Origin of the sequence: Companilactobacillus furfuricola, assembly GCF_003946325.1 — a bacterium.
Taxonomy (GTDB): domain Bacteria; phylum Bacillota; class Bacilli; order Lactobacillales; family Lactobacillaceae; genus Companilactobacillus; species Companilactobacillus furfuricola.
This window is the reverse complement of the sequence record NZ_RHNT01000015.1, coordinates 1-15,002: the sequence shown is the minus strand read 5'-3', so window position 1 is coordinate 15,002 and position 15,002 is coordinate 1. Positions and strand designations below refer to the sequence as shown.

14 protein-coding genes are annotated in these 15,002 nt (G+C 38.2%); 11 read left to right on the top strand and 3 right to left on the bottom strand.

All coding sequences use genetic code 11. From position 1 onward, the window contains the following. Positions 1-16: 16 nt before the first annotated feature. The 3 genes from cas1 to csn2-St all read left to right on the top strand — a co-directional run bounded on the left by cas1 (position 17) and on the right by csn2-St (position 2,255). A complete protein-coding gene (cas1, locus tag EKM78_RS05960) occupies positions 17-799 on the top strand; it encodes a type II CRISPR-associated endonuclease Cas1 (protein WP_245994796.1) in 783 nt (260 codons plus the stop codon). A 122-nt stretch (positions 800-921) separates the two neighbouring features. Further along, positions 922-1,245: a CRISPR-associated endonuclease Cas2 gene (cas2, locus tag EKM78_RS05955; RefSeq protein WP_245994795.1), complete on the top strand. Its 324-nt coding sequence runs from the start codon at positions 922-924 to the stop codon at positions 1,243-1,245. Next, positions 1,245-2,255: a CRISPR-associated protein Csn2-St gene (csn2-St, locus tag EKM78_RS05950; RefSeq protein ID WP_125770363.1), complete on the top strand. Its 1,011-nt coding sequence runs from the start codon at positions 1,245-1,247 to the stop codon at positions 2,253-2,255. The genes cas2 and csn2-St overlap by 1 nt, the downstream gene beginning before the upstream one ends. 632 nt (positions 2,256-2,887) lie before the next feature. On the opposite strand, the gene EKM78_RS05945 is transcribed toward csn2-St, so the two are convergent. Next, a complete protein-coding gene (locus tag EKM78_RS05945; RefSeq protein WP_125770361.1) occupies positions 2,888-4,804 on the bottom strand; it encodes an ABC-F family ATP-binding cassette domain-containing protein in 1,917 nt (638 codons plus the stop codon). A gap of 135 nt (positions 4,805-4,939) precedes the next feature. On the opposite strand from EKM78_RS05945, the gene EKM78_RS05940 reads away from it, so the two are divergent. The 6 genes from EKM78_RS05940 (at position 4,940) to EKM78_RS05915 (ending at position 11,118) form a co-directional block, all read left to right on the top strand. After that, positions 4,940-5,587, top strand: a complete 648-nt coding sequence (locus EKM78_RS05940) for a redox-sensing transcriptional repressor Rex (protein ID WP_125770359.1) — start codon at positions 4,940-4,942, stop codon at positions 5,585-5,587. Between the two features lie 20 nt (positions 5,588-5,607). After that, positions 5,608-6,576 carry a mannose-6-phosphate isomerase, class I gene (gene manA / locus EKM78_RS05935; RefSeq protein ID WP_125770357.1) on the top strand — a complete coding sequence of 323 codons (969 nt, stop codon included), beginning with the start codon at positions 5,608-5,610 and terminating at the stop codon, positions 6,574-6,576. A 1,242-nt stretch (positions 6,577-7,818) separates the two neighbouring features. Beyond that, the gene (locus tag EKM78_RS05930; protein ID WP_125770355.1) at positions 7,819-8,802 is read left to right on the top strand and encodes a PTS sugar transporter subunit IIB; all 984 of its coding nucleotides are present in this window, start codon (positions 7,819-7,821) and stop codon (positions 8,800-8,802) included. Positions 8,803-8,888: 86 nt separating this feature from the next. Beyond that, positions 8,889-9,710 (top strand): PTS mannose/fructose/sorbose transporter subunit IIC, encoded by an 822-nt coding sequence (locus EKM78_RS05925; protein WP_125770353.1) that lies wholly within the window; start codon positions 8,889-8,891, stop codon positions 9,708-9,710. 17 nt (positions 9,711-9,727) lie between these two features. Then, the gene (locus EKM78_RS05920) at positions 9,728-10,639 is read left to right on the top strand and encodes a PTS system mannose/fructose/sorbose family transporter subunit IID (RefSeq protein WP_125770351.1); all 912 of its coding nucleotides are present in this window, start codon (positions 9,728-9,730) and stop codon (positions 10,637-10,639) included. A gap of 92 nt (positions 10,640-10,731) precedes the next feature. Further along, positions 10,732-11,118 carry a DUF956 family protein gene (locus tag EKM78_RS05915; RefSeq protein ID WP_125770349.1) on the top strand — a complete coding sequence of 129 codons (387 nt, stop codon included), beginning with the start codon at positions 10,732-10,734 and terminating at the stop codon, positions 11,116-11,118. 40 nt (positions 11,119-11,158) lie between these two features. Here the strand turns inward: EKM78_RS05915 and EKM78_RS05910 are convergent, their stop codons facing one another. Further along, positions 11,159-11,461, bottom strand: a complete 303-nt coding sequence (locus tag EKM78_RS05910; protein WP_125770347.1) for a hypothetical protein — start codon at positions 11,459-11,461, stop codon at positions 11,159-11,161. A gap of 22 nt (positions 11,462-11,483) precedes the next feature. Further along, positions 11,484-12,113: a CPBP family intramembrane glutamic endopeptidase gene (locus EKM78_RS05905; protein WP_125770345.1), complete on the bottom strand. Its 630-nt coding sequence runs from the start codon at positions 12,111-12,113 to the stop codon at positions 11,484-11,486. 133 nt (positions 12,114-12,246) lie between these two features. Between EKM78_RS05905 and groES the strand changes: the two genes are divergently transcribed. Together groES and groL are read left to right on the top strand one after the other, a co-directional pair. Then, positions 12,247-12,531, top strand: coding sequence for a co-chaperone GroES (gene groES, locus EKM78_RS05900; RefSeq protein ID WP_125770343.1), 285 nt, complete (start codon positions 12,247-12,249; stop codon positions 12,529-12,531). 48 nt (positions 12,532-12,579) lie between these two features. Next, positions 12,580-14,214, top strand: coding sequence for a chaperonin GroEL (gene groL / locus EKM78_RS05895; RefSeq protein WP_125770341.1), 1,635 nt, complete (start codon positions 12,580-12,582; stop codon positions 14,212-14,214). Positions 14,215-15,002 lie beyond the last annotated feature (788 nt).

Genomic DNA, 15,002 nt, shown 5'->3' with positions numbered 1-15,002 from the left:
ACAGGAGGCAATCATCGTGGCGTGGAGAATTGTTCATGTAAAAGATGGAGATGTGCTTAGGCTTAGACTTGATAACATTGAGATTCACAAATTAGATAAAAAAGTATATGTGCCGTTGTCAGATATTACAATGATTGTTCTTGAAGGTAATCGAACAACGGTTACAACAAAATTATTATCTAGACTAAGTCAAAATAATATTGGTTTAGTAATTTGCGATGATAGTTACTTACCAGTCGGGATCTATCTTCCATATGGTCAATATCATCACAATTCAAAGAGAGTAATCAATCAAGCTAATTGGACGAAGGCTCAAAAGCAATCTGCGTGGAAAGAGATTGTGGGTCAAAAAATGACAAATCAAATCCAGTCAGCAAAATTACTTGGTGTTGAGCAAAGCAGACTGAATTTAATGATGGATTTAGCTGATGGATTAAAAGAGGGGGATGTGACTAATAGAGAAGGACATTTAGCAAAAGTGTATTTCGATTCTATTTATGGGAAGACTTTTACTAGAGACGATGATGTATTTATAAATGCTGCAATGAACTTTGGATATGCCATTTTGAGATCATGCATGGCTCGCGTTGTGGCAGCCAGTGGGTTAGTAACAATGCTGGGCATTTTCCATAAAAACGAGTTCAATAGTTTTAATCTAGCTGATGATTTAATGGAACCGTATCGTCCGTTAATGGATTATTGGATCAATAAAAACATTTCAGAAGAGAAAGATTATCTAACATATGAATCACGCCTTAAAATCATAGAATTTATGCAACAGAAATTAGAAATCAACTGAAAACAAATGACAGTTGATAATTCAATGCAAGAGTTGGTTTCCAGTTTTATTTCTTATATGGAGAACGGAATTGAAGAAACAATAACTATTATAAAACTACCTAATCCCTGAGGTGAAAAGAGATGAAATATCAAAACATGAGAATTATTTGTTTATTTGATCTACCTGTTGAAACGGCTACCGAAAGGCGGCAATACCGATTTCTTCGAAAAGCACTGTTAAAAAATGGATTTACCATGTTACAATATTCAGTTTATTATCGTTCTCTTCCCAATCCTTCAGCCGCAAAGAAGTATGAAAATGCAATTAAAAAATTCTTGCCAACAACTGGAGAAGTGAGATTACTTTCAGTCAGTGAGAAGCAATTCAATGACATGAAAATACTTGTTGGATCTAGAACAGATCAAGAAACCTTGGTTGGGAATAAGAGTATGGTGATAATTTGATGATGAAAATTGTAGTTAATGATTGTGAATATATTGAGTTTGATTTTAAGGAAATAAATTACTTTGTTGGTGGAAATTCAGAAGAACTTCGATCAATACTTCAGAAATTTTATCGCTATTTCTGTAATAATCACGGACAGCTCGAAAACGTGGATGATATTAAAATAATTGATGGGGATAATCCAGTATCAATTAAAAATACCAATATTATTTTTATTCAGGGTATTCAATCGATTGTTGATCAATTACTGTACAAGAAAAACAGTTTATTATTCAATCAGTTCAATCGGATGTCCTCAGATTTTGAATTAGTGAGGGATCTTGATAATCTTAACGATGTACAAATGAAGTTATCTATTGATTTACAAGAAAAAATTAACACTGTTTCTAAAAAACTATTTGTTGGCCTTAATGATTTTACGTTTGATCACGTGGTGAAACACAATTTACAATTAGCAATTAAATCTGCTGATAATTTGTTTGCTTTAGAGTACTCATCATTAGATGACTTGATGGATTTGTATATAGATTTTTTAGATGAGCAACTATCTTTTTCTGACAAGCCTAGCTGGGTAGTTTTGTATAACTTAGATGCTTTTTTATCTCATTATTCGAAGACAAAGTTAATGTCCCAAATTCACTTATGGATTAAATTATATGATCTCAAGATTATATACATCGGAGGAACTTTGGAAAATTGTTATATCAATTCTGATGAGATAGGCAATATCATCGTTTCAGCAGAAGAATTTCATTCAATTCTTCCGTTTGATAATCTTGTCAAATCAATTAAGATGAGATATCCCAATGAAATGAAGATGTCAGAAACAAAGCTTTTGAGTAGTTTGATTAGAGTAATTCCGAAAATGGGAACATCCCAATTGGACTACATATCTGGCAAAGATTTGGTATTATTAAAAGTGTTAGATGATATGATTGGATTCAAAGTTTCCTTTAATCAGGAAGATTTTGTATTATCTAACGCCGAAATTAGTTATTTAGAAAATTAATTTCTTGATTTGAGGTTTTTGAACCCTTAAAGAATTAGTAATGGTAAAACAGCGATGGTATAAAGTGCTGCTGCTTCCATGTTTTTGAACCCTTAAAGAATTAGTAATGGTAAAACGTCGCTCAAGCCACGTTTCCAGACCACAGGGTTTTTGAACCCTTAAAGAATTAGTAATGGTAAAACAGGAATGATCGATAGTGCAGTTTCAACTGTGTTTTTGAACCCTTAAAGAATTAGTAATTGTAAAAAGTAGGCTTTGATTCATACACATATTCTCGACCGTTTTACTCAGAACCTTTTGGTTGAAAAAGTTATATTAAACTTTATTAACATATAAGCAATGAGATCTCAGGTTGTTCCATGAATGTTATAATTAGATGGTTACCAGTTCTTTGAGAGTGTTTTTGATCCCTTAAATTATTAGTAGTTTTTAATAGCAATTGAAATTAATTTATTTAGATATTGGTATCGTAGTTTTTGAACCCTTAAAGAATTAGTAATGGTAATACAATTAATCTCTTTTTTCTGTTGACGAATGGAAAAAGAATCATATATTATTTTTCACAACATACTTCAAACATTACGCTGTGATCAAACAAAAAGGCAAACCGATTTGGTTTGCCTTTTTAAATCCTATTCAAACTCCTCAAGTTCCATAGACTTCTCAGTCCAAGTATCTTCCAGTTCACTTTGAGAAGCGTTATTCTCATCAATTTCCTTCTGCAGATCAGCCAGCTTTGAGTAAGCAGTTAAATTCTCCGGCTTAGTCATTTCAGCTTGCAGAGCCGCCGTTTTTTCTTCTAACTCAGAAATTTGTTTTTCTAAGTCTTCAACTTGACGTCTGATCTTACGTTCGGATTTTTGCTGTTCTTTTGATTTCTGGTATTCGACTTTCTTCTCGCTAACAGTATGTTTCTTTTCTGTTTCTTCGGTCTTTTCGTCGTGCTCAGTCGTTTTTTCGAGGTAGTAGTCATAATCACCCAGATAGATCTTGCTTCCCTCAGGAGTGATTTCTACGATTCTATTGGCTAGTGTATTCAACAAGTACCGGTCGTGGGATACGAAGAGAACGGTGCCTGCAAAACGGCTGAGAGCATCTTCTAAGACTTCCTTGCTGTCGATGTCCAAGTGGTTTGTCGGTTCGTCCATGATCAAAAAGTTGTCGTGTTCCATTGACAATTTAGTCAGCGTTAAACGAGCTTTTTCACCACCAGATAATCCTGCGACAGGTTTTAAAACGTCATCGCCACTGAACAAGAATGATCCAAGAATATTGCGGATGACTTGTTCATCGAGTAGGGGATGGCGATCCCAAATTTCGTGAAGGACGTCTTTTTGCGGATCAAGGCTGTTTAGATTTTGGTCGTAGTAGCCGATCTGGACATTAGCCCCGAATTGATATGTTCCTGCTAAGAGTGGTATCTGGTCTAAGATCGACTTCAAGAGAGTCGATTTGCCGATACCATTAGGTCCGATGACACCAATACGTTCACCTTTTTTTACGTCGAGATTGATCGGCGATGACATCACTTGATCTTTTTCATAGCCGATGGCAGCGTCTTGAATCAGCAGGACGTCGTTACCACTCTCACGGTCGATCTCAAATGAGAAATGAGCTGATCCTTGATCTGATCCCGGTTTATCCATCACGTCCATTTTTTCCAGCTTCTTACGGCGACTTTGGGCCATCTTGGTCGTTGAAGCACGGACGATATTTTTCTGAATGTATTCTTCAGTCTTCTTGATCTCAGCTTGTTGTTCTTCGTAATGTTTCCAAGCAACTTCTTGGTTCTTTTTCTTTTCTTGCAAGTAAAAAGTATAGTTTCCTGAATAATGAGTCGCAGAATGTTGATTGATCTCAACGATCTCGGTCGCTACTTTGTCTAAAAAGTATTGATCGTGAGAAACGATGACGAGAGCTCCTCGATAATTCTTGAGGTATCCTTCCAGCCATTCGACGGTCGTGATGTCTAAGTGGTTAGTAGGCTCATCCAAAAGCAATATGTCGTGATGTTCAAGCAACATCTTTGCCATAGCCAAACGGGAGCGTTCGCCACCAGAAAGGGTGGAAACTTTTTCTTGCCAAACGTCTTCGTCAAAGCCAAACCCCTTAAGGACGCTGCGGATCTCTGACTGGTAGCCGTAGCCATTTTCTTGACGAAATTTAGTTTGGACTTGGTCGTATTGCTTCAACAATTGATCGTAGTCGTTGACGGTGTTGTCAGCTAATTTCTCTTCGAGGTCGTGCATCTGCTTTTCTTGGACCTTCAAGTAGTCGAAGACAGCTTCCATCTCTTTAAAAATTTGATTGTCGCTATCTAGACCAGAATCCTGCGCTAAATAGCCAATGTTGGTATCTTTTTTTAAAGCAATATTGCCTGAATTATAGCTTTCTTGATCGGATAAAATCTTTAATAAGGTCGATTTTCCGACACCGTTTCGTCCGACTAAACCAATCCTACTATTGTCTTGTACTTCAAATGTGACGTTAGAAAAAAGTTTTTTTGTACCGAAATTCTTGGTAATGCTTTGAGCTTGTAATAATATCAATGATATACTCCTTTATATTCACAAATTATACTATGAATTTTGTTATTTTCATGGCTTTTTGAACTAAGATATTGCTTTTTTCACAAGTTTTATTTATAGTAGTTGTTAGTGAAAACACGCACATGGTGGTGGATTATGACAAAAACAACAGTTCCAAACGCAACAATCAAAAGATTGCCTATTTATTACAGATATTTCCAATTCTTAAAAGATGAAGGCACACAAAAGATTTCCTCAGGTGAATTATCTGACGGGATCAAAATTGATAGTGCGACGATTCGTCGTGACTTCTCTTATTTGGGTGCACTCGGTAAACGTGGTTACGGATACGACGTTGATGAGTTGGTAGCCTTTTTCAAGAAGCTACTTAACCAAGACAAGCGTACTAACGTAGCGTTAGTTGGTGTTGGTAATTTAGGTAATGCTTTATTGAATTACAATTTCTCAAGAACTAACAACGTTCGTATCGCGGCTGCTTTTGATATCGACAAGTCAATTGTCGGTACAGTTAAGAGTGGCGTTCCTGTTTACGATATTAGTGAGATCAAAGAACAACTTAGTTTGCAACAGATCGATGTAGTTATTTTAACAGTTTCTTCTAATGCAGCACAAACTACTGCTGATGAATTAGCTAAGGCTGGAGTTCGCGGTATTTTGAACTTTACTCCAGTTATTATTAATGTTCCTAGCTCGATCCGTGTACACTACGTGGATCTTGCTAACGAGTTGCAAACTTTGATCTTCTTCTTAGATCGCGATAAAGACGCAAACGAAGAGGAATAATTTTTTTAGAGGGGTAAATCATGAGTGAACCATTATTTCTAAAACCCGTTTTTCATCAGAAACTCTGGGGTGGTCGAAAACTCGAATCAGCTTTTGATTACGATCTTCCTGATGGAAATATTGGGGAATGCTGGGCTATTTCTGGACATCCACACGGACGTTCAATGGTCGAAAACGGCGAATTAGCTGGACAATATGTTGACGATCTTTGGAAAGATCATAAAGAACTCTTTGGCGATCCAAAGGGAGAAGTCTTTCCATTGTTAACGAAGATCCTTGATGCTGAAGCTAGTCTTTCGGTCCAAGTACATCCAGACAACGAATACGCAGAAAAACACGAAGGCGAACTCGGCAAAACTGAGTGCTGGTATGTGATCGATGCTGAACCAGGTTCATATCTGATCTATGGACATCATGCAAAGACTAAAGAACAATTGGACTCAATGATCGAAAGCGGTGATTGGGAACACTTGCTCAGAAAGATACCAGTCAAGACCGGTGACTTTTTCTACGTTCCAAGTGGGACAGTCCATGCCTTGAATAAAGGAATTATGGTTTTAGAGACTCAACAAAGTAGTGACACTACTTATCGGTTGTATGACTACGATCGTGTTGACAAAACGACTGGTAAGAAGCGTGAGCTTCATATCAAGCAGTCGGAAGATACGATCATGGTGCCTCACAAGGACCCTGAATTAAATATCGTTAAGTGTTCAGAAGGTAAGAACGAATTTACAACTTTCGTTCAACCTCCAATTTCGCCTTATTTTGCTGTTTATCGTTGGCAGATCAAAGAGCCAGCTGTTTTTAATCACGAGATCGGTAAGTATACTTTGGTTTCGGTTATTGATGGTAATGGTCGTTTGACTATCGATGGTAATGATTATAAGTTGTCTAAGGGGCAACATTTGATTATTCCTGCTACTGTTTCTCAGTGGACTTTGGACGGCGATTTGGATGTTATTGCTTCTGAATCGGGCGAAGAATAAGCTTTGATTTGATCACGGTTTAGTTACTGTGGTCTTTTTTTGTGTTGTTTTTTTGTTGGTGGTAGGTTGGTTGATGGAGGGCTGATTGCCGGTTCTGCTGGGGGTTCCGAGAATTGCACCGTGGCTTCCTTAATGTCGGTGGTAAAGCCACCACCAAGAACCAGTTGCGCAAGTGCGTTAGCACTTACGATCCGCCATTTCACATCTGACGGCGAATTCTCTCCACCCCCAGCAGAACCTAGGGTTGTGCAACTAATGTTGGTTGGTGTGGGGTACGGTACTTAGCTTTTTTGTACTAACTTGCTGAGGTTTAGGTGGTTAGTCTTATTTTTTTTCGTTTTTGATATTTTTTCTTGTCGATCTATCTTTTTGATTTTTTTTTATGTTATCATCGGTTGCTATTTTAGATTTCCTTTTTCTTGCTCTTTTACCTGCTCCTTTCGTCGCTGTAAAAATCGCGGTGGGAAACCTTTCTTTTTTTGATTTCTTGTTAATTTTTTTCTAGTTCTTATTTTTTTTGGAATTTTTGTGCAGTTAATTTTTGGCTTAGTATTTTCTTATGGTTTGTATAAACACAGCTTTTAAACTTATCTAGACCTTTTATATTTCAGTCGTATTTGAATCCTTTTATGTCCCTATTTATATGTCTATACCAATTGTCGTTTTCTGAATACTTGGATATATTTTCATTGTATTTATTTTCTGATTTATGACTTTTTTCTCGCTCAATTTTTTGCGTTTTTGTTTCGAAATTGTTAAAAATCGTTTTAAAATTGGACGAAAGGGCTGTCATTTTTACAAAAAAATGATATTATGAAAAGGTTCACAAGAAGGGTGAGCTTGGGTGAGACGATTTGCTTTTTAGATGTTGATTGTTTGATCTATATATTTTTTTATTGGTAAAGAAAACGCTTTTATTTATGAAAAAGTATTGATGAAAATTTGACTGGATTTTGTCTGATTTTCTTATGTTTTCAGACAGTTGTCTTTTTCTAAGCGGTCGGCTCGTCATTTTTACATGCTTAGCTTTGTTTGATGCCATGATATTGTCGTAGTGTCAGGGATTTTACGAGGTTGTATGTATTTTGTTTTGCTGATGGCTATTGGTTTTAGATTTTAAGTAAGGGCTTTCATTCTGGGAAAGAGTTCCTTTTTTAATGTGATACCGATTTGGCTGTTGGTTGTGTTATTTTCAGATATGGTGGAATTTTTGCTATATCAATATAAATAGGAGGTAGAAGAATGGTAAGTATTGTCATTGCTAGTCACGGTGAATTTGCTGACGGCATTAAGCAATCTGGATCGATGATCTTTGGTGAACAAGAAGATGTGCAATCTGTTACATTGATGCCTGATATGGGTCCAGATGATTTGAAGAAGAAATTGCAAGATGCTATTGCTTCTTTTTCAGATCAAGACGAAGTATTGTTCCTTGTTGACCTTTGGGGCGGAACTCCATTCAACCAAGTTAATGGTTTGTTTGAAGAACACAAGGATAAATGGGCAATTGTTGCAGGTTTGAACTTGCCAATGCTCATTGAAGCCTACGCTTCAAGAATGTCAATGAATAGTGCTCATGAGATCGCAGCACATATCATTGAAACTGCTAAAGATGGGGTCAAGGTTCGTCCAGAAGAACTTCAACCTAAAGAAGAAAAAGCTGCTGCTCCACAAGAGGCAGCACCTAAGACTTCTACAGGTGGTCAACCTGGTGCATTAACATACGTTTTAGCACGTATTGACTCTCGTTTGCTTCACGGACAAGTTGCCACAGGTTGGACTAAGACAACAAATCCTACACGTATCATCGTTGTTTCAGATGCTGTTGCGAAAGACGATCTACGTAAGCAATTGATCCAACAAGCTGCACCAGTTGGTGTTCATGCTCACGTTGTACCAGTTGACCAAATGATCAAGTTAGCTAAAGACGATAAGCACTTTGGCGGTGAAAGAGCGCTCTTGCTTTTTGAAACACCAGAAGATGCTTTGAGAGCTATCGAAGGTGGCGTTCCATTGAAGACATTAAATGTCGGATCAATGGCTCACTCAGAAGGTAAAGTTCAGCCTAATAAGGTGCTCGCATTTAGCCAAGAAGATATCGATACTTTCAATAAGCTTAAAGATATGGGCATTGATTTTGATGTTCGGAAAGTTCCTACAGATAATCAAGACAATATGCAAGCTATCTTGGACAAAGCCCAAGCTGAATTAAACAAGAAGAATTAGTTTTTTTAAATAGTTGTGTTTTATTTATGATCTAAAACTCTCATTACTAGGGTAAAAAGAGTTTAAATAATGGAGGATTAATACTAATGGAATTGAATGTTATTCAAATTATATTAGTCGTTCTTGTATCTTTCCTTGCTGGTATGGAAGGTATTCTTGATGAATTCCATTTTCATCAACCAGTAATCGCTTGTACATTGATCGGCTTAGTTACCGGCCAACTTATGCCTTGCCTAATTTTAGGTGGTACACTTCAAATGGTCGCTTTAGGTTGGGCTAATATCGGTGCTGCTGTTGCTCCCGATGTTGCCTTAGCCTCAGTTGCTTCAGCTATTATCTTGGTCTTAGGTGGCCAAGGAACTAAGGGTGTTTCATCAGCTTATGCTATTGCTATCCCTCTAGCTGTTGCTGGATTGTTACTAACAATCTTAGTTCGTACTATTAGTACTGGTATCGTTCATATCATGGATGCTGCCGCTAAAGAAGGTAACTTTAGAAAGATCGAAATGTGGCAATACATCGCTATTTGTTTACAAGGTCTACGTATTGCTATTCCTGCAGCTATGATCTTAGCTCTTGGTGCAGGTCCCGTTAAATCAATGCTTAATGCTATTCCACAAGTAGTTCAAGATGGACTATCAATCGGTGGTGGTATGGTTGTTGCCGTAGGTTACGCTATGGTTATCAACATGATGGCTTCTCGTGAAGTTTGGCCATTCTTCGCTATTGGTTTCGTTTTGGCAACTATCAAATCATTGACACTTATCGGATTAGGTGCAATTGGTCTTGCCCTTGCTTTGATCTACTTAACACTTTCAAAGAACGGTGGATCAGGTAACGGCGACGGTGGTAGCACTGGCGATTCAAATACCGGTGATCCCGTTGGAGATATCATAGATAATTACTAAAATGGAGGAAGAATAACATGGCAGATCAAGTTAAAATTTCTAAAAGAGATCGTATTGCCGTTTGGTGGCGTTCAACCTTCATTCAAGGTTCTTGGAACTACGAACGTATGCAAAACGGTGGCTGGGCATATTCATTGATCCCAGTTTTGAAAAAATTATATAAGACAAAAGAAGATCGTGCATCAGCTTTGAAGCGTCACTTGGAATTCTTCAATTGTCACCCTTACTTAGCTTCACCTATTTTAGGTGTAACTATGGCTTTGGAGGAAGAACGTGCTAATGGTGCACCCGTTAATGACGTTGCCATCCAAGGTGTTAAAGTTGGTATGATGGGACCACTTGCTGGTATTGGGGACCCTGTGTTCTGGTTCACTGTTAAGCCTATTATTGGTGCTATTGCCGCTTCACTTGCAATGGGTGGAAGCATCTTAGGTCCAATTTTGTACTTCGTCGCATGGAACGTTATTAGAATGGCATTCATGTGGTATACACAAGAACTTGGCTATAAAGCCGGTTCCAAGATCACCGAAGATATGTCCGGTGGTTTGCTTCAAGATGTAACAAAAGGTGCATCTATTCTAGGTATGTTTATTTTAGGATCCCTGATCAACCGGTGGGTTGTTGTTAAATTTACACCAGTCGTTTCATCGATCAAACAACAAAAAGGTTCATACATTGATTGGGGTAACTTGCCAAACAATATGGAAGGTGTTAAACAAGCTCTGATCCAACAAGCCGATGGTCGATCGCTGTCAATGGTCAAAGTTACGACCTTGCAAGATAACTTGGATCAATTGATCCCTGGTCTTGCAGGACTCTTGCTTACATTCCTTTGCATGTACTTACTAAGAAAGAAAGTTTCACCAATCTGGCAAATCCTTGGATTGTTCGCAATTGGTGTCTTCTTCCACTGGATCGGATTAATGTAAGATATTCAAAAATATAGAATGAACTCATTGGGGTTCATTCTTTTTTTGATTATAATAAGATTATATATTGAGAAGCAGAATGGAGTTTTTTCATGGTTGAATCATTGAATACTAAATCGGAACTAGTGATCAACGGGACCTCACACTTAGGATTAGCTGATTACGGAAAAATTATGATCGGTGACAAAGCTTTTGAGTTTTATAATGATCGAGATACGAAGAATTATATTCAGATTCCTTGGACGCAAGTCGAATATGTCGTTGTATCAGTCATGTTCAAGGGGAAGTGGATCCCTAGATTTGGTATCAAGACTAAAGAGACCGGTATGTTTACTTTTTCATCGAAAGACCCTAAGAAAGTCCTTCGTCAGATCAGAGAACATATTGATGCTGATAAGATCGTTAAGTCATTGACTTTCTCTCAAGTAATTTCACGTGGAGTCAAGAATCTGTTTCACCACAAGAAGAAAAATAAATAATAAAAATAGCTAGTGCCATTCACTGAGGCACTAGCTATTTTTAGTCTAAATTGCGGAAGAAATTTTTCCACTGGTGTTTGGAATTTTTCCCCATATAAATATCGTTGATCAAAACTAACAATTCATTAAAGCATTCAGGCAATTGAAATTTATGCTTTCGTGAATAGATTGCTGCTTCCTTTCGCAAGCCTAAATTGTTTTTAAAACGTTTCGAGTTATCAACTTTGTATTCCAATTCGTCAAGTAATTTGACGATATGCTTTTCATTCTTGATATCTGGTATTTTCATACATTCGTCGATCAAGCGGTGGATCTCATCGATCTCGTGTTGTTCGTATTTCATATCTTTCTCCTGAAACTTTAGATTAAGCGATGCTGAGCATTAAGACGACCACGTTCATCAATATGTGACTCGTGGCACTGACGTAAATATTTTTGGAACGGTAATAGACGAAACAAAACCAAGCTCCCATGATCAAGTAGATCAAGAAGCGACTATCTTGATGCAAAAATGCGAATAAAAATGACGATATAAGCGCTGCCCATACCACATTGGTAGGTTTGATCAAGTTAGCGAAGAAAACGCGTCTGAAGATGATTTCTTCCATGATAGGGGCACATATTAAAATATAAAGTAAATAGTAAGGGTAGCCGTGAGCAGTGGCCAATAAGGTTAAAGTATTTTGCGATGATGTGGAAAGATGAAAAAGCACTTGCTCGATGAAAGTCACGCCGAACTGGATCACAATCGATCCGATTGTCCCGATCAAGATCCAAGTGACGGCATTTTTCCAGTCAAATTTTTCTGCTTCGATCGAATTCTTCCCGTCTCGAAAAACTAGGAAGATCATTGCCCCGGTAGCAATTAGCGCTGCCAAAGTCATGATCAAGAAGTAGGGATGTCCCGTCAATTTTAGCATCGACAAAATCGTTCCCACGAATAATAAAGCAATATATGACAGTAAAGTTGTCAGCTGGTTAGTTGAATTTTTCATGTAAACCTCTTTTTTTAAGATGTAAATACTTGCATGTTATTCATAAAATGTTAATATAAAAGTTGTGATTAGCACAACAGATGTTTGAGTGCTAAATTATTAAAAATAAAAATTTCATCGGAGGGATATAAAATTGTTAAAACCACTTGGAGACAGAATCATTGTAACAGTCGATAAAGAAGAAGAGAAGACAGTTGGTGGCATTGTTCTTGCTAATAATGCCAAAGAAAAGCCACAAACAGCAGAAGTTGTTGCTGTAGGTCCTGGCGCAACAACACCAGAAGGAAAGACTTTACCTATGGCCGTTAAAGCCGGAGACAAGGTTCTCTTCGACAAATATGCCGGCTCAGAAGTTAAATATGACGATAAAGATTACCTAATCCTTCACGAAAAAGATATCATGGCAATCGCCGAATAATTAATCAGGCAAAGATCAATTTATTAAATAATGGAGTGTGAAATTTAAATGGCTAAGGAAATTAAATTTTCAGAAGATGCACGTTCTAAGATGTTAGACGGTGTTAACAAACTTGCTAACACAGTTAAGACAACAATCGGACCAAAGGGTCGTAACGTTGTTCTTGAAAAGAGCTACGGTTCACCAGAGATCACAAATGATGGTGTAACAATTGCTAAGAGTATTGAATTAGAAGATCACTTCGAAAACATGGGTGCCAAGCTTGTTTCTGAAGTAGCTTCAAAGACTAACGATATCGCCGGTGATGGTACTACAACAGCTACTGTTTTAGCACAATCGATCATCGCTGAAGGTATGAAGAACGTTACAGCCGGTGCTAACCCTGTTGGCATTAGAACTGGTATCGAAATGGCTACTAAGGCTGCTGTTGATCAACTACACAAGATCAGCCACAAAGTATCAGGTAAGAATGATATTGCTCAAGTAGCTTCAGTTTCTTCAGCAAGTAAAGAAGTCGGCGGACTTATCGCTGACGCTATGGAAAAAGTCGGTAACGATGGTGTTATCACAATTGAGGAATCAAAGGGTATCGATACAACATTAGACGTTGTTGAAGGTATGCAATTCGATCGTGGATACATTTCACAATACATGGTTACAGATAACGACAAGATGGAAGCAGATCTTGACAATCCTTACATCTTGATCACAGACAAGAAGATCTCAAACATTCAAGATATCTTGCCACTACTACAAAAGATCGTTCAAGAAGGTAAAGCATTGTTGATCATCGCTGACGATATCGATGGTGAAGCATTACCAACATTAGTATTGAACAAGATCCGTGGTACATTCAACGTCGTTGCTGTTAAGGCACCAGGCTTTGGTGACCGTCGTAAGGCACAACTTGAAGATATCGCCCAATTAACAGGTGCACAAGTTATCACATCTGACTTAGGTCTTGAACTAAAAGATACAACAATGGATCAATTAGGTTCAGCTGGTAAAGTTACAGTTACAAAAGACAACACAACAATCGTTGAAGGTGCTGGTTCAAAGGATGCCATCAATGAACGTGTTGAAAACATCAAGAAACAAATCGCTGAAACAACTTCAGACTTCGACAAAGAGAAATTACAAGAACGTCTAGCTAAATTAGCTGGTGGTGTTGCCGTTGTTAAAGTCGGTGCTGCTACAGAAACAGAATTAAAAGAACGTAAATACAGAATCGAAGATGCTCTAAACGCTACACGTGCTGCCGTTGAAGAAGGCTACGTAGCTGGTGGTGGTACAGCATTAGTTGACATCCTAGACGCTGTCAAAGCAGTCAAAGGTGAAGGCGATGTTCAAACAGGTATCAACATCGTTGTCCGTGCCCTTGAAGAACCAGTTCGTCAAATTGCAGAAAACGCCGGACTAGAAGGTTCAGTTATCGTTGAACACTTGAAGACACAAGACCAAGAAGTAGGTTACAATGCCGCAACTGACAAGTGGGAAAACATGGTCAAAGCCGGAATCATCGACCCAACAAAGGTTACACGTTCAGCATTACAAAACGCAGCCAGTGTTGCCGCTCTATTGTTAACAACTGAAGCAGTAGTTGCTGACAAAGATGATCCAAACGCTAACCAAGCTCCTGCAGCCGGTGCTAACCCAGCAGCAGGCATGGGCGGAATGATGTAATCGTTCCCCATCAAAACCCCAACAAACCGATGAGTTTGTTAGGAAAGAAATACCTAAGAAGTTTATTAGAAATAAATACCATATATGAAAAAGACGCCCTCGGGCGTCTTTTTTGAGTTCAATTTTTTTTGAGGTAGTAGGATGGGTGGAGGTTCATTGTCGGTCCTGTGGGGGTTCCAGGAATTGCGCCGTGGAACGCTGCGGGGCAACTTTGAGCTATCCGAAGAAGACCGCTTCGGACATTTCAAAGCTTACCCTTTTTGTAAGCACGGCGCATGCCGTGCAAACAAAAATTTCGCGGCTGACGGCGAATTCCTTCCACCCCCACAGGACCGACCTAGGGTAGTATAAAACTCCTTTGTTGGTGGGGATTACGGTACTTATTCTTACACAGGTAGATTGTTTGGATTTAATAGTCGAACTTATTTTTTCACGGTCTTACGATCTTGGTTCATCGATCTATCTTTTAGATTTTTAGGGAGAACATCATCGAAACATTTATGGTATAAGATTGATTCAAAACTAGAATAAGATTCAATCTGGTTTGGTTCTGAGCTTGATTTTTCTTTTACCGTTTTGGAGAAGATTGAGATAGACATGTGAGAAATAGGACGCGCAAAAAGTGCCGATTTGATCAAAATAGATCGGTAAAACTCAAAAAAAGAGGGGATTTACATACTATCTAGGTGGAGGGTCGGGGCGCTATATGGGCTCAGCCGATCGAGTAGGAGGTAGCTAGGCTACCGACCTCTCACACCACCGTACGTACGGTTCCGTATACGGCGGTT